Source organism: Saprospiraceae bacterium (genome assembly GCA_016712145.1).
Lineage (GTDB): Bacteria > Bacteroidota > Bacteroidia > Chitinophagales > Saprospiraceae > Vicinibacter.
The window spans coordinates 1365399-1388560 of record JADJRO010000001.1 but is presented as its reverse complement, the minus strand read 5'-3'; the positions used below and the strand labels follow the sequence as shown (position 1 = coordinate 1388560).

The window sequence follows — 23162 nt, the reverse complement described above, 5'->3', positions numbered from 1 at the left end:
ACAATTTTGAGCCAAACTTATTGATTCATAAAATGAGAAAACTAATACTTACACACACAACTGGATTTTTTCATTTGACATGTTCCACAATGGGATTTCGTCGGATGTCTTTGCTGTTAGTTCCAGCATTGATTTTATTTTGTCAAACACTTACGTATACGCAATGTCAGACAAAGCCAAATGAAATCCAGGGAATTGTATTCCTGGACCAGAATTACAACGGACAATTGGATGCACAAGATCTGGTCCAATCACAAGTCAAGATTTTGGCTTTTGGGAAAGATGGACAACTTGCCGCACAAGCCATTTCGGATGGAAATGGGGCTTACCGCCTCAGCGGTCTGGTAAATAACATCGTGTACCGCTTGGAAATGCAAAAGCCAGCTAATTTCTATTTTGCAAAATCATCTGCTCAAGGAGCTCACGACATTCGTTTTACAACGGCACCTGCTTGTGATGTTAATTTTGGATTGCAAAATAAAGAAGCGCTCTGCGCACCAGAAATAGCAAATGTATTTACAACGTGTTTTGTAAAAGCAGATGGTTCGGATGCAGCACCTACCTTGATTCAAATGCCTTTTCAATTTAAGAGTTCGACAATGCCTTCTAAAATTGCGATGCAAAATCAAACAGGATCGGTTTGGGGTTTGGCATTTAATCGTTCAAGACAGGCATTGTATTCATCCGCATTTATTAAATACGGAGCCGCATTGGGCGTAGGTGGTTCAGGAGGTATTTATATTACAGATCCTGCAAAACCAAGCACAGAATTATTTATAAATTTAAATACCTATGGTATTCAAACAGGTCCTGGACAATTTTTGAATCCTTTAGATTGTGGATACTCGAAACTTGTAGGAAAAAGTGGTTTGGGGGATATGGATATTTCAGATGATGACCAGTATTTATTTGTAACGAATTTATACAATAAGTCCCTGGTTATTATTCCTACAGATCATCCAACGGCATCTTCTATTTTAGAAATTAAAATACCGGATCCTGGATGCAATCAGGGTGATTATGTTGTTGGTGCGGTTGAATATTACAATGGTCAGGTTTACTTAGGAGTTACCTGCACAGCAGAAACCAGCAAAAATAAAAGCGACTTTGCATTTCATATTTATCAGTTTAATCTGATATCTAAATCGTTTAATCTTATTTTTTCAAGTTCATTTGCCCGTGAGTATTGGTTAGCGAACCCAACAGTGGAGCGTCCAGTTTCACAATGGCTTACCAATATCGCTTTTGCAGATGACAACTTTATGATTCTGGGTATTGCAGATCGGACAGGACACACCTATTGTGATCCAGTCTATCCATTAACCGGAACTTATGGAGATATTTTAATGCTGTATAAAAGCGGCACCTCCTGGTTTCTAGAAAATAAAGGAGTGGCTGGAAGTCGCACTGGTAGCGGACCGTATAATTTTGAAGGTCCTGGTGGAGGTGAATTTTTTGGAGACGATTTTTGGACCATTGGTCCTGGATTGCACCCTGAAACTTCCTTTGGAAGTGTTTGTGTATTGAAAGGCACACCGAGTGTTGTCAATGCCGTCTTTGATCCAATTTACGAATCATTTGCAGGTGGATTACACAAGTACAGTGTGTTAAATGGTAAAAAATCGTCTGCTATTCAATTGTATAATTCATCCAGTTCGGCTTATGGAAAATCTTCCGGATTGGGTGACATGGCTTTATTGTGTCCACGAATTCCTTTGGAAATTGGAAATTATGTCTGGATAGATGACAATGAAAATGGTTTGCAGGATGCAGGCGAACAAGCAATTCGCAATCTTCAAATTTCATTGTATGACAGCCAATGCAATTTAATTGGCACTACCACAACAGATGCCAATGGAAACTATCTTTTTAATAGTTCGAATGTAGATCTTGATGGAGATGGAATAACCGATCCAATTAAGTCATTTGAAGATTACTTTATTCTTGTCAATGATCCTGCATTTAACAAATCGCTTTTAAAATTAATTATAGCAACAGATACGTTTAAATTAGCAATTCATAATATAACATCAGGAATTGAATTAATAAATAGCGATGCTGATTTAACTTCAGTTCCGGGATGTCCTGATTTTGCAGGGTATCCAGTCATTAAAGTTCACACAGGTGGATCTGGTCAAAATGATTTTAGTTTTGACATGGGTTTTGTAAAAACAAAACCTGTTCAGGTGCCAGTTCCAGAAAAAATTTATGACCTTGCATTAATTAAGCAAGTAAATGGTTCTAAAACCGTAAAAACCGGAGATGTAGTTACATTTAATATTCTAGTACAAAATCAAGGAAATCAGGCCATCCCAAACATTGAAATTACCGATTATGTAAAAGACTATTTCACATTTGAACCTGGTTTAAATCCAGCATGGACCTTTGACGGAACACAAGCACGCTACAACATTAGCACAGGCTTAGATCCACAAAAGGAACTGATCGTTCCGATTCATTTGAGATTAAATAAATCATCCAAGCCTTCTGAAATTATCAATACAGCAGAAATTTCAAAGATGACGGATGCATCCGGATTGAATTTAAAAGATGAAGATTCAACACCAGATACCATTGAAGATAATGATAAAGGGGGTATTCCAAATACGGATACAGATAATGTACTGATTTCAAATCCAAACGATGAAGATGATCATGACCGTGAATCTTTGCCATTGGTTGATTTGGCTTTATTAAATAAAACCAGCAATACGGCACCCGTTAAATTAAATGAGATTGTTCAATTCAATATGGAAATTTACAATCAAGGAAATGTAGCTGTTAATAGTATAGACCTTGTAAATTATATTCCATCAGGTTTTCAATTCGAACAAGTATTAAATCCTTCATGGACATTGAATGGCACCAAAGCCTTATTGAAATTGAATGAGATTATTTTGCCGGGTCAGTCGAAAACAGTAAGCATCGCACTTCGATTGAAATCAAGAGATTTGACAAATTTGATAGATGTTGCGGAAATAGCTGCTATGTATGATGCTTCTGGTGTTAGTCTGAAAGATTATGATAGTACGCCAGATCAAATTCAGGGCAATGATGTAGGCGGTGTTTTGTACGCTAGTACTGATAACATGATCCTGGATGATGGAAGTATTGATGAAGATGATCAAGATCCAGCATCAATTCAATTATTGGATCTTGCTTTAATTCTTACAACTACTGAGACAAAACCAGTAAAAAAGAATCAGGATGTTTTGTTTCAGGTTACAGTATGTAATCAGGCGAATACACCTGTAAGAAATATAGGAATTGTAAATTATTTACCCGCTGGTTTAGAAGTAAGTCCATTTGACAATCACGGTTGGTTTAAAGTGGGTACTGTATTAAGAAATGTAATTGCAACTGAACTTGCACCGTCTGCATGCACTACCCTAGATTTATTAGTTCGTGTCAATCCCAATGCAAAACCAAGTGAATTGCTCAGCAGGGCCGAAATTACTTCTGTTGAAGGATTGGGTTCAGAAGATTATAGCAATCGCGACTGGGATTCGAATCCTGATTATAATGATGGGAATGATGCCGGTGGACAGGTATTTACTGCTACTGATAATATTTTTAACGGGGATGGCATCTTTGATGAAGATGATTCGGATCCGGAAGCATTATTGCTAATGGATTTGGCTTTAATTAAAAAATATACTTCCGGAAGTTCATTAAAGTATAATGGAACGGCTTCATTTTCGATTCAACTATTTAACCAGGGTAATGTAGCTGTACGTGATATTGAAATTACAGACCTAATGCCTAATGGTTTTGAGTTAACACAAGAATCAGCAGCCAATGGCTGGAGTGTTATTGGAAATCAATTGACCTATACAGGAACCAATACATTGCAAGCAGGTGCCAGCTTTAGTGTTAACTTATCTTTAAAAAATATCGCAAGTGTTAATCCTTCCGTATTGATCAATCGGGCAGAAATTTCAAAAGCATTCGATTTGAAAGGAATTGATATTTCTGATCGTGATTTTGATAGCACACCGGATACCGATCCAACAAACGATTTAGGTGGAGAGGTAAACACGATAACAGATAATGCAATAGATCTTGAAGCTTCAGTAGATGAAGACGATGAAGATCCGGCCGGTATCCCGGTATTTGACTTAGCGCTAAGAAAAAATTAATTGGAGATCGCATTGCATACCGCAAAGGAGATACGGTTGAATACAAAATTGAAGTATTTAATCAAGGCAATGTAATCGCTAGAAATATTGATGTAGTTGATTATTTGCATGCAAGCTATATCTACCTGCAAGAATTAAATACAGATTGGACTTTAGTAAATCCAAACGTAGTATCAATCAAACATATAAATCAATTGAATCCAGGTGAATCGTTTGCGGTTACCATTCAATTAGTAATTAAAGTGTTGGATGAAGGAAAGTTTATACCAAATTATGCTGAAATAGCGTATGCTGAAGATAATGCTGGAAAAATTGCTGTTGATTTTGATTCAAATCCGGATGCAATCAGCGACAATGACAAAGGAGGAGTTCCAGGTTCGGCAGAAGATAATGTACTCGACGACCATGGTGCGTTGGATGAAGATGATCATGATGGTGCAGAATCCAATCCTGTAAATTTTGACCTGGCTTTGGTAAAAGATATTGACCAGGCAATTGTTAAAAAAGGAGAACCCATTAAGTTTAGAATTCGGGTTTACAATCAAGGAATTGTAAAAGCAGATGAATTGGAATTGGTTGATTACATACCAGATGGTTTGGAATTGGAAGATGCTGATTGGGAGATTCGTCATGTAGAAGCCGGTATTACCCGTGCTTATTATAATATGACTCCTAAAAATGGTCGATTGCCACAAGATGGATTGTTGCCTGGTGATAGTGTGACAGTTTATATAAACCTTCGTGTGAATCCAAATCAGCTTCCAGGAATTTTAGTAAATCGTGCTGAAATATTCCGTGCTGTAAATTATGGAAATGTTATTGACGATGATTCAAACCCAGATGATGATCTTGGAAACGACAAAGGGGGAATCGTTTTTGACGATTCGGATGGAAGTTCGGCAGATCCATTTCCAGAAGGATTGGAAGACGAAGACGATGCAGATCCTGCTGGAATTATTGTGGTTGATTTGGAACGGTCTGTTCCATGTTTCTGTTTGGATAATGCAACTACACAAGACAACGGACAGTTTTATGAAGAAATTTCATTTAGGTCCATTTCCGGAGATTCGTGGTTTATTTATCAGGTAACTGGATTTTATCATGAGCTCAGTCAGTCCCCACCTAACATTCCAATTTTTTTTATTACTGGACCGGGTGGATATATTTTAGATGAAACTAATCTAGGTGATGGTACCAGTATATACACCATTCGGGGAATTCATATTGATGGCATAGGGTATTCCTTTATTTTATCCAATCAACACGGAGTAAAACTGAATACCGGGGTTAATAAATGTTTTTATAAAGATCCTATTTTATTAAAATCACAAAATAATGTTTGTGCTGGTCAAACAATCCGTTATGAAGTTAAGAACATTCCAAATGCAGTTTATAATTGGACTTTATTAACCGGTGGTACAATTGTTACCAATCCATTTAAAAGTGCAATTGATGTTCAGTGGACAGGTAATATTGGATCTACGCATGTTTTAACAGTTGATGTTGATCAAACGGATTCTTGTTACAGTCCGTTACAAATTCCTGTAACCATTGGTTCTACTTCTGGACCTATCAGTTGTATAGGAGCAATTCAGGTTTCATTGGATAATAATTGTCAGGTACAAATTACTCCACAAATGTTATTATTGGGTGGCCCATATGATTACAATTCGTATGCAGTCATGGTATTTAATAAAGATGGATCCATAGTTCCAAACAGTGTTTTGTACTATTCTCACATTGGAAAAACATTGGTTGCAAAACTTATTAATGTATGTAATGGAAATTCATGTTGGGCAAATGTTACGGTAGAAGACAAAGTAAGACCAACCATTGTGTGTTTAAACGACACCATTGATTGTACATTGATGCGTTCTTATCTAAAACCATTTATCAGTGATAATTGTGATCCAAATCCAGAACAAATCGTATTGGATGAAAGAATAGAAAATACACCATGCGATCCTAATTATTCTAAAATTGTTACCCGGGTTTATATTGCAAAGGATCATTCCGGAAATGTATCACTTCCTTGTACCACAAACATATTTTTACGACGTATTAACCTGGATTCAATTGTATTTCCAGATTCTTTAATTCGGGCAAATTTAAATCCACTAATTTGTTCAAGATTTGCAACAGATTCACTGGGACATCCATTGCCTTCAGTTACTGGTATTCCTACGTATCGCGGATTACCTGCTTGGCCTAATACAGACAATAAATATTGCGATTACGCAGTAAGTTATGAGGATATAGATTTTATCAATGGTAAAAATTGTGTGCGAAAGTTGATACGAAACTGGAAGTTTACGATTTGGTATTGTACAACTTTTGAACAAGTGAATTATCCACAATTAATAGAGATTATAGATACCATTGCACCGACCATTGAGTGCCCATATAATATTATAACTACAACAAATTCTAGGACCTGTGATCGGGATGTTTGGATTCCAATGCCAAAAGTGTTTGATAGTTGTGGAGAGATATCACGCATTGATTTATCCTATGATGGGGGATTTGTAAAGGATTTTAAAGCATCCTATGTGAATCTACCAGAAGGAGAATACTTGTTGCGATTTACAGTGTACGATTTATGTTACAATTCATCAACCTGTAATATGGAAGTGGCGGTTTATGATCGCACACCACCTGTTGCTGTTTGCGACCGTCAAACAGTAGTGACCTTAGATCGGTTTGGAGAAGTTTGGGTTCCGGGAACTGTATTTGATGATGGAAGTTATGATGATTGCCATATTAAGTCAATGCAGGTGCGCCGCATGAGCCCTAATTCACCTTGTGATCAGGAAGGTCAAGTTTTCAGAGATTCCATAAAATTCTGTTGTTCTGATGTAGGCAAGGATGTGATGGTTATGTTTAAAGTAACAGATGCTCATGGCAATGAAAATACGTGTATGGTATTGGTAGAAGTACAAGACAAAACCATTCCACATATTTATTGTCCACATGATGTGACCATCAGTTGTGATTATCATTTTGATTTAAATGATTTGTCTGAATTTGGGACTCCAACGGTTTCTGATAATTGCAATTTGATCTTTAGAGATAGCCTGGATGTTCAAATCAATCAGTGTAGAGAGGGATATATTGATCGCATTTTTATTGCAGGGAATTCATTTGGATACGATGTATGTGTTCAACGTATAACAGTTGAAAATCCAGATCCATTTAGTTCAAAAGATATTGTATGGCCAAAGGATTTAGATACCAATACCTGTATTTCAAATGGTTTATTACCAGAGACCTTGCCTGCAATTTATGGGTTCCCACGAATTACAGAAGATTTTTGTGATTTGGTTGGTACTTCCTATGAAGATCATGTGTTCAGATTTATAAACGGAAGCGATGCTTGCTATAAAATTATTCGTAAATGGAAAGTAGTAAATTGGTGCAGATACAATTCTCCAATTTTCTTACCAAACAATAATCCAGCAATTTTCGTCCACGAACAAATCCTCAAAGTATTTAATACAGAACCACCCGTATTTTTAACTGGATGCAAAGACACTACATTTGCGATCATTGATACGAGTTGTTCAGGAGGTGATGCCTATTTGGTTGCTACTGGACATGACTTATGCACACCTGATAATGAATTAATTTGGGAATACCATATTGATTTAGACCGGGATGGCATTGAAGATTATTCTGACTTGGGAGTTGGTGCTAAAATCGATGCAAGTGGTTTTTACAGACTAGGGAAACATAAAATAAAGTATGTTTTTGAAGATCGTTGCGGTAACAAAGCAGTCTGTGAGCGTAATTTTGAAATTATAAACTGCAAACCGCCAATTGCCTATTGCAGGGTTGGACTTTCAACTTCTCTGGTACCAATGGATTTAAATGGAAATGGAAGTATCGATGCAGAATTGGTTACAATTTGGGCTAAGGATTTTGATCAGGGTTCGTATCATCCATGCGGATATCCTATTACTTATTCCTTTGGAAGAGATACTTCTAATAAATCAATAACCTACGATTGTGACAGTATTGGCCGTCGTGTAGTTACTTTATGTATAACAGCATCTAATGGAAAACAAGCATGTTGCAATACGTTCATTGATATTCAAGACAACAATAAAATTGATTTATGCGGTTGTGTTAAATTTCCACCAAATGTTACCATTACTGATTGCAGTCAACAGACTAATCCTGAAATAATTAATTCTAAACCTTCAATTGGTAATTGTACAGGTTGTACTCATAAATCAACAAATTACAAAGACAGTATCGCATTCAATTACCCGAATGCATGTTTTGCTGTTTACCGAAATTGGAGAGTTGATTTTGAATGTGTTGGTGAACCAAACAGAACGTTTGACCGTACGCAATTGATCGTAGTTACTACAGATTTAAAGGAATCTGATATTGTATGGCCAAAGGATTCATTCATTGTTGATAATTGTATTGGTTCGATTGATACTGCATTGATTGGTGAAGTTCCACGCTTTTGTGTGCACAATGGAAATGTGATGTTGATGTACACCGATAAAGAAATAAGACGCGAACAAGATTGTATTTTTTATGAAAGAATCTGGACTGTATTTAGTAAATGCAATCCATCACAATCATATGGTTTCCGCCAAGTATTAAAAGTGATTGAAGGAGCGGGCATACGCTTTATCGTACCAGACAATATAACCGTTACCGATTGCAAGAAGCCTTTGTTGCCGGATTCTTTAAATGGATTCCCGCGTACCAATTGCCCTTGTAATTTTACAGTGCATAATTTTAAGGATTCCATTGTAAGTACTATTCCAAATACCTGTTATGTAGTTTACCGAAAATGGACTTCTACTTTTAATTGTCCACCATTGGCAACTGGAACATTTACGGGAACTCAGATTATTACTGTCCGAATTAATTTAGATCCAAATGATATTATATGGCCATCGGATTCTGTGTATGTAGACAATTGCAGAGGTTCTGTTGATACTTCTATTATAAATAACGTTCCGAGATTAAGAAAGGATTACTGCGGGTATGTAAGCATTCGATTTACAGATCAGATTATCTTACAAAATGACACCTGTCGAAAAATTCGCAGAACCTGGACAGTTGGAAATGAATGCAGTGCAGGTCAATTCAGACAGCAATTCAGCTTCAATCAATTATTGAAAGTTGTAAAACCTAATGGACCGCAAGTAGATTTCCCGGATGATTTAACGATAACAGATTGCAAGAAGTCATTACTACCGGATTCCTTAAATGGGTATCCAAAATTGAATTGTCCTTGTAATGTATTTACGCATACTTATCAGGATTCTGTAGTACAAAATGTTCCAAATACCTGCTATGTTATTTATAGAAAGTGGACTTCAATCTATAATTGTCCTCCAGAGGTAAGTGGAACCTTTAAAGGAACTCAAATTATTACAATTCGGATTAATCTTGATCCATTGGATATAAAATGGCCAAAGGATACAGTAGTTGTAACAAATTGTCCAGGATATGTTGACACATCCTTGATAAATAATGTTCCAAGATTAATGAGAGACTACTGCGGATATGTAAGCATTAAATTTTCTGATCAGACCATTTCAACCAATGATACGTGTAAAATCATACATAGGACTTGGGTGGTTGCAAATGAATGTAGCTCAGGGCAATTCCGTCAGCAATTTAACTTTAAGCAAGTTTTAAAAGTTACAAATCCAAATGGGCCTAGAATTAAATTCCCGGCAGATTTAACGATTACAGATTGCAAGAAGCCATTTTTACCAGATTCATTGAATGGCTATCCAGTAGCTCTTTGTACCTGTGATTCCATTAAAGCAAGTTATAAAGATGATACAGTATCTACCTCTAATGTAGAGGTGTGTTATATTGTTGAGCGAAATTGGAGTGTGCGTATTAAATGCAAACCAAACTACGATTCCACGATATTTCATATTCAACGGATCACCAGAGATGTCGATTTAAATCCGAATGATATCATCTGGCCTGTTGATACGGTGACAACCTTCTCCTGCAATCCAAATTTAAATCCAGGCATTACTGGATCGCCCAGTTTGCGAAGGGATTATTGTGGATTTGTTACATTTACTTTCCGGGATTCAGTTGTTGGAAGTGGTGAATGTCGGACTGTTTTAAGAAAATGGACTGCTGTGAATTCATGCAGTCTGAATCAACGTCCTATGTTTACGCAGCATTTAATTACAAAGAATCAGGAGGCGCCATCTATAACCTGTCAACCAGATACCATTGTAAGTGCAGATCCAAATTCTTGTGGAGCAACATTCCAATTGAGAAATCCACGATTAAATAATTCTTGCAATACAGGTGTTACATTTACAAACAATGCACCCAGTACGTTTCCGGTAGGAATGACTTTTGTGGTGTTTACTGCAAAAGACAGCTGCAACCATACTGCTACTTGCACTGTAAAGGTTACTGTAATCGAAGACATTCCGCCTCAAATCAGTTGCCCGGCGAATGTAACTATAGATTGTAGCATAAATACCGATGATCTGACAAAATTTGGGATAGCAAATGCAGGAGACAATTGTCCTGGCGTAGTAATTATTGAAACGGTTACCAGATCTCAGAATATTTGTGGTATCGGATCAATTACCAGAAAGTTTGTTGCAATAGATGCTTCTGGCAACAGGGATTCTTGTTTTCAGACCATTGTTATTAACAATACAGATCCATTGGAAGATCAGGACATTAATTGGCCGACCTCTCCAATTACAATAGATGAATGTGAAAGCATTGATCCAGCAAACACAGGATTTCCTTCATTTGATACTGCTGGAATCAGTTGTTTCAAACCATTGATAACTTATATTGATACTAATCTCTGCAGAATTAGAAATACCTGTGATATTGAAAGAACCTGGACAATTTTTGATAGTTGTAGTAATGCTACCTTCAATTTTGTCCAACTTATCATCAGAGATGATCCAAACTCCCCAAATATTTTGGGTGTACGGGATACAACCGTATATGCGAATGATTCGACCTGTAATAATTTTATAATCTTAAAGGCACATGTAGATAATTGTGATTCTGCTTCGATCATCATCACAAACGATTCTCCTTATGGCTTTAATGATTTTGAAGACGCCTCTGGATTTTATCCACCGGGTGTAACTACAGTGATATTTACTGCAGAGGATGCATGTTGTAATATTTCATCGAAATCTGTGCGGATTACGGTGATAGATACCGTTGCTCCAGAATTTACATGCAGAAAAGTAGTTAAGAAAATTCGCGATAATGGTTGTGCAGATTTCAATGCCAGAGATTTTATAGCGAGAATACGTGATAATTGTACGGATTCTATTTTAATTAAATCATCATTCGATCGAAATGACTTTAATGACACCATTCGAACTATTTGTTGTGATTCAATAACAAATTTTGAGTATACAACTGCAGTGGTAGTTTATTTTATGGACTTTGCTGGGAATATGGATTCATGCAATACGTTCTTGCAAGCGGTGGATCAAGACACGATTTGTGGTATCACCTTCTCGTCGCATGTGAAAGGTTTGGTTCAAAGCAGAAAAGGAATCTACATGCCTGGAATCGATGTGATGCTTAATGAAGGTATCAATGGTTCAACTCAAACCAGAACGGATGGTTTTTATGGATTTTACAATATGCCAAACGGAGGTAGTTATAAAGTGGCTGCACAACATGATATTAATCCACTAAATGGCGTTTCTACGGCAGATATCATCCATATCCAGCGCCATATACTAGGAATTGCAACGTTTACAGATCCTTTGAAATTTATTGCGGCGGATGTAAACTCCAATAAGCGCGTTACAGCGGCGGATGTTGTGGAAATCAGAAAGTTGATTTTAGGTAAAACAGATCGATTTGCAAATAGTCCAAGTTGGAAATTTTTATTGACGGATTATCAATTTAAAGATCAGGAAGATCCATTAAATGAAAACTATCCAACCAGTTTCCAGATTGACAATATTAATAAAAACCATTACATCAATTTTACGGGTATTAAAATTGGGGATGTAGACGATTCCAATAATCCGTTACAATTCAATGACAAGGTTGCGGTTAGGAATCAAAATACCCGATTGTTAGTTGCAAATGACTTAAATCTTCAAAAGGCTCAAGATTATGACGTTGAGTTTAATTTGAATCGATTTGATGAATTGGATGGGATGCAGTTTGAAATCCAGTTGGACCCTGCAAAGGCGAGTATTGTAAGTGTTTTAGAGGATGCAACAGGAACACTTTCTGAGGAAATGTACCAGTTGAATGCTGAAACCAATAGCATACGGGTATCCTATGTTAAAAGGGAGTATACTGAGAATGATTGGGTCATTAAACTCCGAATTCGCGCAAATGCTAATTGCAAATTGAGTGATATAGTTGAAATGAATGCAAATGCATTTAACTCTGAAGTTTATTATACCAATGGGGAATCAGCACCTTTACGGGTTGATTTTATAAATCAGTATAGTGGACAAGAAGGAATTAGTTTGTTTCAGAATATTCCGAATCCATTTAAACAGTCTACAATTATACCATTCCAAATATCGGAACGATCTGATATTGAAATGCGTATCGTGGATATAAATGGCAAGTTAATTTATGAAACAAGGGCGACCTATAATAAAGGGTATCACGAAATCGAAATTCAGAAGAATCAATTAGATCGGAGCGGAATATATTATTACCAGCTTAAATCAAATAAATACAATTTATTCAGACGCATGATTTTGATCGACTAAGGTCTGAAGAAATAGTGTGTAGTAATCGGTTTCGTTTTTCAGCTCCTGTAGGAATGCAGGAGCTGTTTTTTTATTTTTAAACAAAGTTGTTTAAAAATAAAATATGTGAAAAATATATAATATGTTAATTATTTGATTTATGTTTGCCTCAGATTTCCCAAAATCTATACTTATTAGGGCGTTTGCCGGATTTAGCGAAGATATTTTTTCATATTCAAATTCTCAAGAATGAAAATTACTACTTCGCTGATTTTAACTATTGGCATTTGTGCTTTTATGTTTAATAATGTCCTGTTTGCACAAGTAAATTGTGCAAATGATGTGACACCGCCAACTGTGTTGACTTGTCCACAGGATTTTACCTTTGATATTACCAGCGGTGTTTGTCAACCAAACTTGTATTGGCCTCCTCCAACTGGTTTTGATGATTGTCATACCATTTTAAATGGGTTTGTCAATACCACTACATTTTCAAACTGGACTCAGTCTGTAACAGGTGCTGGTGGAACTGCAGTATTCAGTAATTTCAATCCGGATTCGATGCGAATACGGGGCACCACAGGAGGTACCCCATTTAATAATTCGAATGCAATCATGTGCTATACTGCAGCATGCAACGGTACCATCAGTTTCAATTGGAGAGCTCGCAAAACCGCATTAAGTGCCTCTTTTATTGGAGATCATGCTTTTTATTCATTAAATGGAAATACAGTTCAATTAACTCCAAATGGATTGGGTTCCTTCGCAACTGGAAGCGTCAACATCCATGTCAATTTAGGAGATATTTTGTGTTTCTTTGTTCAATCCAATAATACAGGTCCACAGACGATGTTGACCATTTATGATTTTGTTTATGATAATTTGAGTGTATTTCAAACCGCAGGTCCCCATCCGGAATCAAGTCCTGGAGCTGGAAACGGAACTCCGGTAGGAGCAGGGGTTTATCCAATTGAATATCATCTTGTAGATTGTGCTGGGAATATTAGTTTGTGTTCATTTACAGTTACTGTTACAGATGGCCCCCCTTCAATTACCTGTCCTTCCAGTGCTACTATTTTGTTAGATACCTTTGATTGCAATCGGGTCTATTGTTATAATGTGGAAGCAACAGATAATTGTATCAATACGAATCCGGTACTTCCTCCAGGATATCAATTTTTAGGAATTCATAATGGGAATACCTATTTTATTTCGCCACCAGGATTAGCTAATCAAACCAATTGGTTAACGGCCAATACCATTGCGGCTAACTTAGGAGGACATTTGGTTACGATTGAGGATGCAGCTGAAAATAACTTTTTAACTTCCAACATACCAACACTGTTAAGTTTATTTGACAATCAGTATTGGATAGGATTGAGATATTTTCCAATAGTTGGAGATTATAAATGGACAACGGGAGAACCCTTGGGATTCACAAATTGGGGCCCGCTGCAACCTGGTTTTATTGATGGAGATTATGTTTTCTTTTGGGATCTGATAGCTGGTACCTGGTACGATTTACCAAATGATTTCTTTAGTAGAAGACATATTATTGAATTTGAAGGGGGACTCCAAATAAAATTAATTAGTGGTATACCCTCAGGAAATCCTTTTCCTCCGGGAGTTACTACCAATGTGTATCAAGTGTGTGATGCTAACGGACAAACTGCAACCTGCAGTTTTAATGTAAATGTGATTGGTTCAACAAGTATTTCATGCAAGAATATCAATGTATCACTTGATGAAAATTGTCAGGCTTTAATAACACCTGCCATGTTACTCGCAGGATCTTATAATTGTTACGATGTATTTAATGTGAGTTTGAGTTATTATGGTCAACCAGTGCCTAATCCGGTTGATTCCCATTATTTATATAAACATTTAGTCGCGACTGTAACAGATCCAACTACAGGAAATAGTTGCTGGTCAGATGTACTTATCGAAGATAAATTAGCACCTACCATCATATGCAGAGCGGATACGACAGATTGTTATTCTTTTCATTTTAATTACCCTTTAAACTATGAGGGATTTGATTGCAGTCATTATTCAGTTAAGACAATTGATGAACGAATAGAACATCTTTATTGCAATGAAGATTATATTAAAGTGGTTTATCGTGATTTACAAATAACAGATTACAGTGGTTTGACGGACGTTTGTACAGATACCATTTTGGTGGAAAGAATTGCAGCTGATGATATTGACATTTATTTACCAACAAGCACTTTAAATTGTTCAAAAGTTATTGAACTAGATGCAAATGGTAACCCAAGCCCTTTGGTTACAGGAATTCCAGGTTTTACATTATATACAGGGACATGGCATCTCATTTGGCCATTAAATGAATTATTGGATTGTAATATTTGGGTTGGTTATGAAGATATAGATCTTGGCGAAATAGGCTGCGTTCGGAAGATTATGCGTACCTGGACGGTTCGTGAATGGTGGTGCAACACCGAAATTGTCAGAACAGCTCCACAGCTTATTATTATCGAAGATACTGAAGGCCCCGAAATCACACACATGCCTTACGGATTTGAAGCTACCACGGGAAGGAGAGATTGTGAAGCACGGGTATTGTTACCAAGCATCGAAGCAGTAGATGCCTGCCATAATAATTTGCGAATCGATATCATCTATCCAGGAGGTGTATTGGAGAATCGAAATGGGGGGAAGCGTATATAATAATCCATGTGAGAGATGAAACAGAACCGGTAGCGGTATGCGATCGCAATACGGTAGTAGCATTAAATCACAGTGGCTACAACTGGGTACCGGCAGAAGTATTTGACGATGGCAGTTTTGATGAATGCCAGTTACATCACTTTGAAGTCAGACGGATGGATGACCAAGCATGCGGAGCGAGAGGAGCAGATGATTGGGGTCCGGAAGTAGGATTTTGTTGTGAGGATGTAGGCAAGACCATCATGGTAGGATTTAAAGCAATCGATCACAGTGGGAATGAAGCGATCTGCATGGTAAGTGTAGACGTACAAGATAAAGACATCCCGTTGATCAGCTGTCACCAAATATTACAGTAGATTGTCGGTTTGATATAGACCGGAATCATTTAGAAGTATTTGGAAAAGTAGTAACGGAACAAAGTTTAAGAGAGAAGATCGTAATCGATCCAAACTACTGGCATAAAATTGGAGGCCATCCATTAGATGGCTTGGCAGAAGATAATTGTCCACCGGAAATAGTAGAAGAAGTAGACTATGGCGGATTGAATCAATGCGGACTAGGCTATATCTACAGGTATTTCAGAGCTAAAGACCAACAAAATAATTACAGCCCATATTGTTTGCAGATCATATCAGTAATCAATCACGAAAGTTTTGATGTCAATGACATTGATTTTCCGGATGATCTGGATACATTTGGAATCTGCAATCCGGATGAGTTGATCCCAGAGCGATTAGCATACCCATATGGAAAACCAGTCGTGAATGATGACGAATGTAGTTTAGTAGGGTATGCGTATCACGACCACGTATTGTCAGCAACAGTACCCGGGGATCCATGTTTTAAAATCATACGGGTATGGAAAGTCATCGATTGGTGTCAGCGGGATATAGATAACAATGTGATCATCTGGCAGGATACACAATACATCAAAGTAAGAAATTTAATAGATCCAACAATAGATCGTATAACGAAGGATACAGTAATATGTAGTTACGATGTAAACTGTAGGCCGATCCCGGTAACATTTTCAATAGAAGCAGGAGACGATTGTACAGATCCGTTGTTGATGCTGTATACGTATAAGATAGATTTTGACAGCGATGGAACGATCGATGTAGTGAGAGCAGGAATCGGAGAACGAGTCGCAAGTGGGACGTGGCCATTGGGAAGACATACGGTGAAGTGGGAAGTAGAGGATCGATGTGGCAACACAGCGAAAGAAAGTTTTATAATGGATCTAAGAAATTGCAAACCACCGGTAGCGTATTGTTTGAATGGGGTATCGACCAATCTAACGCCAATGGATTTAGATGGAGACGGAATACCTGATACAGCAATGGATAGCGTATGGGCAAAAGATTTTGATGCGGGCTCATATCACAATTGTGGATATTATGTGACATTAAGTTTTTCAGCCGATACGAATGATAAATACCGAGTGTATGATTGCGATGATCGGGGCTTGCAAGCAGTCGAGTTGTGGGTAACAGATATCAATGGCAATACCTCATTCTGCAGAACGTTTATCGACGTACAGGATAACTTGGGATTTTGTCCACCGAATATCCGGAATTCGAATGTAGAAGGAATCATAACGACGGAGAAAGATGACCGGGTACAAAATGTATCAATCAATCTGGTAAACAGCGGACTGAATGAAGTGAAGACAGATATCGAAGGCAAGTATTCATTCTTACAATTACCAAACGGACAAAGCGTAACGGTAAGTCCAAGTAAAACAGACGGCTGGTTGAATGGAGTAAGTACAGCGGATATAGTAAAAATCCAAAGACACATATTGGGATTAGAACCTTTGAGTACAGCCTATAAAATGATAGCAGCGGATGTCAACCGGAGTAAGAGCATCACAGCAAAAGATATATCCGATTTAAGAAGATTGATCTTGGGTGTTACTAACGATGTACCGGGAAATACGAGCTGGAGATTTGTACACCAGTTGTATTCATTTAATGATGTAACCAATTCATTAAATGAAAACTTCCCAGAAAGTTATGAGATCAATGGATTAACCACAGATATGAAATTGGATTTCTATGCAATCAAAACGGGAGATGTAACAAATAATGCATTGACCAAAGGATTTGGAAACAGCACGACACGAAGTAATAAGACACTGGAATTAGAAACACCAGAACAACAACTGGAAGTTGGTCAAACGGGAGAAGTAGTGATCAAAGTTAAAAACGGGTCGGACTATGAAGGAATGCAGTTTACCATACAATGGGATTCAAGAAAGTTAGACTTGGAAGGAGTAGAAGGCAACACTGCGATCCGCGTACGGGATGATAATTATTCAACGCAACATGCAGCAGAAGGTAAATTGACATTTAGTTACAATGGCCCGATGACAAATGGAGAATGGATCTTGAAGTTGAAGTACAAAGCCAAACAAAACATCCGGATGTCAGAAAGCCTTGTAGTAAATTCAGGAATCACACCAGCGGTATCGGTAGTAAAAGCAAGTGGAGAAGAAGGTCAGGTGGTCATGAATTTTGCAGGAATGAGCGAACAGGAATTTGTAGTAATGCAAAATGAACCAAATCCATGGACGCAAGAGACGACAATAGGAATGATGCTGCCACAAGCAGGAGAAGTACAGATCAGTATTTATGATCTTGCAGGAAAAATACAGTTAAAAGAACGGGTAGAGATGAAAAAGGATATAATGAATACCAATTATCCAATGCAAAGATCAGTCAGGCAGGAGTATACTATTACCAAATTGACTATCAATCAAATACTGTTACTAAAAAGATGATTATTACAGAGTAAGAAATCAAAAATAGAAGTAGTGAAAAGCCCTTGGATGTAAATCCAGGGGCTTTTATTTTAAAAAATATGTGAAATAATTATAATATATAAAAAAAAGACTTAAGTTTGCAGTAGGAATTATCCCAATTGTATTCCTTTTAGCACAGTTCTCGGATTTAGCGAAGTAATTTATTTACTAAAATCCATTCAAATGAAATTTACTACTTCGCTGATTATCAGTTTATTATTTCTCCAATTTACGGTGGTTTCTCCGACAAATGCAGGCATTGTATTTGATGGGAGCTTTGGTACAAATGCACCAGCTGCATTTGTTGGGCCCTATCTCATGACCCCATTTGCACCGGATACTAGACCATATGGAAGTGAAACCCAAGTATTTACCGATGCCAGTCAAACAACAGCCATTGATTTTTCAGCAGCTGCCGGCCATACAGCTATTGGTGTTGGATGGGCTACCTGGTCACATGGATATTTGGGGGATGTTTACTTTGTAAATGATCAAACAATTACCATTACGCTGCCTTTTGGTACCAATGCATTTTATGTTTATGTGGAGCCAAATGTATTTTCAGATTTTGATGTGGAGGCATTTGCAAATGACGGAACCTCCTCAGGATTAATTTCTGTTTCAGGGATTGCAGGAGCTACAGGTTTTGCATTTTATACAACTCCGGGTTGTACTTTGACATCCATAACAATCAATGTAGACCCAAATTCTGTGGGTTTTGCAATTGGGGAGTTCGGAATAAATCTATGTGCTCCGAATGGTGCCTTGTCTTGTAAAAATATAAATGTTTCTTTGGATGAGAATTGCCAGGCAACAGTTACACCTACTATGGTCTTGACTGGTAGTTATACGTGTTATCCAGCATTTGAAGTGAATCTTACCCATTATGGTAAACCGGTTCCGAATCCTATCAACGAACTTTACTTAGGTCAACATATTACTGCAACGGTATTGGATACATTGACCGGCAATAGTTGTTGGGCAGATATAGTCATTGAAGATAAATTGGCCCCTACCATCATATGCAGGGCTGATACTACGGATTGCTATTCATTTCATCATTTTTTTCCATTAACTTATGATGGATTTGACTGCAGTCATTACTCAGTTAAAACAATAGATGAACGGATAGAGCATTTTGATTGCAATGAAGATTATTTAAAAGCAGTCTATAGGGATCTGCAAATTACTGACTACAATGGGTTGACTGACGTATGTACGGATACTATATTAGTAGAACGGATTCGAGCAACAGATATTTACTTGCCATATTTACAATATGATTTACAGTGCGATCAACCTTATTATCAAGATGCAAACGGGAATCCGAGTCCATATGTAACCGGTTTACCTTATTTCTATTCACACGATTTATCATACATTCAAATTTGGCCTCTAAATCTAATTTTAGATTGTAATGTTTGGGTTGGGTATGAAGATTTGGATTTAGGTGAAATTAATTGTGTCCGTAAAATTATGCGAACTTGGACAGTACGGGAATGGTGGTGTAATCAAGAAATTGTAACGAATTCATTGCAATTAATTATTATCCGAGATGAAGTAGGTCCAAAAATCACGCACATGCCATACGGATTTGAAGCTACCACGGGAAGGAGAGATTGTGAAGCACGGGTATTGTTACCAAGCATCGAAGCAGTAGATGCCTGCCATAATAATTTGCGAATCGATATCATCTATCCAGGCGGTGTATTGGAAAACCAAAATGGGGGTTATGTAAATTTACCAGTAGGAGAAGATACAGTATATTATAGAGTGTATGACGGCTGTTACAATTTAACAGAAGCGTATATAATAATCCATGTGAGAGATGAAACAGAACCGGTAGCGGTATGCGATCGCAATACGGTAGTAGCATTAAATCACAGTGGCTACAACTGGGTACCGGCAGAAGTATTTGACGATGGCAGTTTTGATGAATGCCAGTTACATCACTTTGAAGTCAGACGGATGGATGACCAAGCATGCGGAGCGAGAGGAGCAGATGATTGGGGTCCGGAAGTAGGATTTTGTTGTGAGGATGTAGGCAAGACAATCATGGTAGGATTTAAAGCAATCGATCACAGTGGGAATGAAGCAATCTGCATGGTAAGTGTAGACGTACAAGATAAAGACATTCCGTTGATCAGCTGTCCACCAAATATTACAGTAGATTGTCGGTTTGATATAGACCGGAATCATTTAGAAGTATTTGGAAAAGTAGTAACGGAACAAAGTTTAAGAGAGAAGATCGTAATCGATCCAAACTACTGGCATAAAATTGGAGGCCATCCATTAGATGGCTTGGCAGAAGATAATTGTCCACCGGAAGTAGTAGAAGAAGTAGACTATGGCGGATTGAATCAATGCGGACTAGGCTATATCTACAGGTATTTCAGAGCTAAAGACCAACAAAATAATTACAGCCCATATTGTTTGCAGATCATATCAGTAATCAATCACGAAAGTTTTGATGTCAATGACATTGATTTTCCGGATGATCTGGATACATTTGGAATCTGCAATCCGGATGAGTTAATCCCAGAACGATTGGCCTATCCATACGGAAAGCCAGTAGTGAATGACGATGAGTGTAGTTTAGTAGGGTATGCGTATCACGACCACGTATTGTCAGCAACAGTACCCGGGGATCCATGTTTTAAAATCATACGGGTATGGAAAGTAATCGATTGGTGCCAGCGGGATATAGATAACAATGTGATCATCTGGCAGGATACACAATACATCAAAGTAAGAAATTTAATAGATCCAACAATAGATCGGATTACGAAGGATACAGTTATATGTAGTTATGATGTAAACTGTAGACCGATTCCAGTAACATTTTCAATAGAAGCAGGAGACGATTGTACAGATCCGTTGTTGATGTTGTATACGTATAAGATAGATTTTGACAGCGATGGAACGATCGATGTAGTGAGAGCAGGAATCGGAGAACGAGTCGCAAGTGGGACGTGGCCATTGGGAAGACATACGGTGAAGTGGGAAGTAGAGGATCGATGTGGCAACACAGCGAAAGAAAGTTTTATAATGGATCTAAGAAATTGCAAACCACCGGTAGCGTATTGTTTGAATGGGGTATCGACCAATCTAACGCCAATGGATTTAGATGGAGACGGAATACCTGATACAGCAATGGATAGCGTATGGGCAAAAGATTTTGATGCGGGCTCGTATCACAATTGTGGATATTATGTGACATTAAGTTTTTCAGCCGATACGAATGATAAATACCGAGTGTATGATTGCGATGATCGGGGCTTGCAAGCAGTCGAGTTGTGGGTAACAGATATCAATGGCAATACCTCATTCTGCAGAACGTTTATCGACGTACAGGATAACCTTGGATTTTGTCCACCGAATATCAGGAATTCGAATGTAGAAGGAATCATAACGACGGAGAAAGATGACCGGGTACAAAATGTATCAATCAATCTGGTAAACAGCGGACTGAATGAAGTGAAGACAGATATCGAAGGCAAGTATTCATTCTTACAATTACCAAACGGACAAAGCGTAACGGTAAGTCCAAGTAAAACAGACGGCTGGTTGAATGGAGTAAGTACAGCGGATATAGTAAAAATCCAAAGACACATATTGGGATTAGAACCTTTGAGTACAGCCTATAAAATGATAGCAGCGGATGTCAACCGGAGTAAGAGCATCACAGCAAGAGAAATATCCGATTTAAGAAGATTGATCTTGGGTGTTACTAACGATGTACCGGGAAATACGAGCTGGAGATTTGTACACCAGTTGTATTCATTTAATGATGTAACCAATTCATTGAATGAAAATTTCCCAGAAAGTTATGAGATCAATGGATTGACATCCGATATGCAATTGGATTTCTATGCAATCAAAACGGGAGATGTAACAAATAATGCATTGACCAAAGGATTTGGAAACAGCACGACACGAAGTAATAAGACACTGGAATTAGAAACACCAGAACAACAACTGGAAGTTGGTCAAACGGGAGAAGTAGTGATCAAAGTTAAAAACGGGTCGGACTATGAAGGAATGCAGTTTACCATACAATGGGATGCAAGAAAGTTGGACTTGGAAGGAGTAGAAGGCAACACGGCGATCCGCGTACGGGATGATAATTATTCAACGCAACATGCAGCAGAAGGTAAATTGACATTTAGTTACAATGGCCCGATGACAAATGGAGAATGGATCTTGAAGTTGAAGTACAAAGCCAAACAAAACATCCGGATGTCAGAAAGCCTTGTAGTAAATTCAGGAATCACACCAGCGGTATCGGTAGTAAAGGGAAGTGGAGAAGAAGGTCAGGTGGTCATGAATTTTGCAGGAATGAGCGAACAGGAATTTGTAGTAATGCAAAACGAACCAAATCCATGGACGCAAGAGACGACAATAGGAATGATGCTACCACAAGCAGGAGAAGTACAGATCAGTATTTATGATCTTGCAGGAAAAATACAGTTAAAAGAACGGGTAGAGATGAAAAAAGGATATAATGAATACCAATTATCCAATGCAAAGATCAGTCAGGCAGGAGTATACTATTACCAGATTGACTATCAATCAAATACTGTTACTAAAAAGATGATTATTACAGAATAAGAACATAAACTTAAACTGTCAAAATACAATAGCCCTTACAATTTGTAAGGGCTATTGTATTTTAAGGGTATATGATTGGTTTTTTTATAAGTATTGTTGGAATATGTGTGGAAATGATATTAAAAATTATTATATTAAAAAAAAACTATATATATTTGCCTGAATATTCACCCTTAAACTGAATTCTTTGGTGCAAGCGATTTGGTA

General features: G+C 37.6%; 6 protein-coding genes and 1 pseudogene. All 7 read left to right on the top strand.

Annotation, left to right across the window (positions count from 1 at the left end; translation table 11 throughout):
• The first annotated feature begins 32 nt into the window (after positions 1–32).
• On the top strand, positions 33–4139 hold the full coding sequence (locus tag IPK91_05885) for a hypothetical protein (protein ID MBK8296800.1): 4107 nt from the start codon (positions 33–35) through the stop codon (positions 4137–4139).
• Positions 4139–4252: pseudogene (locus IPK91_05880) on the top strand (hypothetical protein). The gene IPK91_05885 and the pseudogene IPK91_05880 overlap by 1 nt, the downstream one beginning before the upstream one ends.
• Positions 4244–12871: a T9SS type A sorting domain-containing protein gene (locus IPK91_05875; protein ID MBK8296799.1), complete on the top strand. Its 8628-nt coding sequence runs from the start codon at positions 4244–4246 to the stop codon at positions 12869–12871. The pseudogene IPK91_05880 and the gene IPK91_05875 overlap by 9 nt, the downstream one beginning before the upstream one ends.
• A 228-nt stretch (positions 12872–13099) precedes the next feature.
• Positions 13100–15541: a hypothetical protein gene (locus IPK91_05870; GenBank protein ID MBK8296798.1), complete on the top strand. Its 2442-nt coding sequence runs from the start codon at positions 13100–13102 to the stop codon at positions 15539–15541.
• Positions 15542–15549: 8 nt separating this feature from the next.
• Positions 15550–15897: a hypothetical protein gene (locus IPK91_05865; protein ID MBK8296797.1), complete on the top strand. Its 348-nt coding sequence runs from the start codon at positions 15550–15552 to the stop codon at positions 15895–15897.
• A gap of 131 nt (positions 15898–16028) precedes the next feature.
• Positions 16029–18323, top strand: a complete 2295-nt coding sequence (locus IPK91_05860) for a hypothetical protein (protein ID MBK8296796.1) — start codon at positions 16029–16031, stop codon at positions 18321–18323.
• Positions 18324–18527: 204 nt separating this feature from the next.
• Positions 18528–22955: a T9SS type A sorting domain-containing protein gene (locus IPK91_05855; protein ID MBK8296795.1), complete on the top strand. Its 4428-nt coding sequence runs from the start codon at positions 18528–18530 to the stop codon at positions 22953–22955.
• Positions 22956–23162: the final 207 nt, after the last annotated feature.

What these genes read in the sequence shown, in the direction of transcription:
- IPK91_05870 (MBK8296798.1), top strand. Translation starts at nt 13,100, where the DNA reads ATGAAAATTACTACTTCGCTGATTTTAACTATTGGCATTTGTGCTTTT.
- IPK91_05885 (MBK8296800.1), top strand. Translation starts at nt 33, where the DNA reads ATGAGAAAACTAATACTTACACACACAACTGGATTTTTTCATTTGACA.
- IPK91_05855 (MBK8296795.1), top strand. Translation starts at nt 18,528, where the DNA reads ATGAAATTTACTACTTCGCTGATTATCAGTTTATTATTTCTCCAATTT.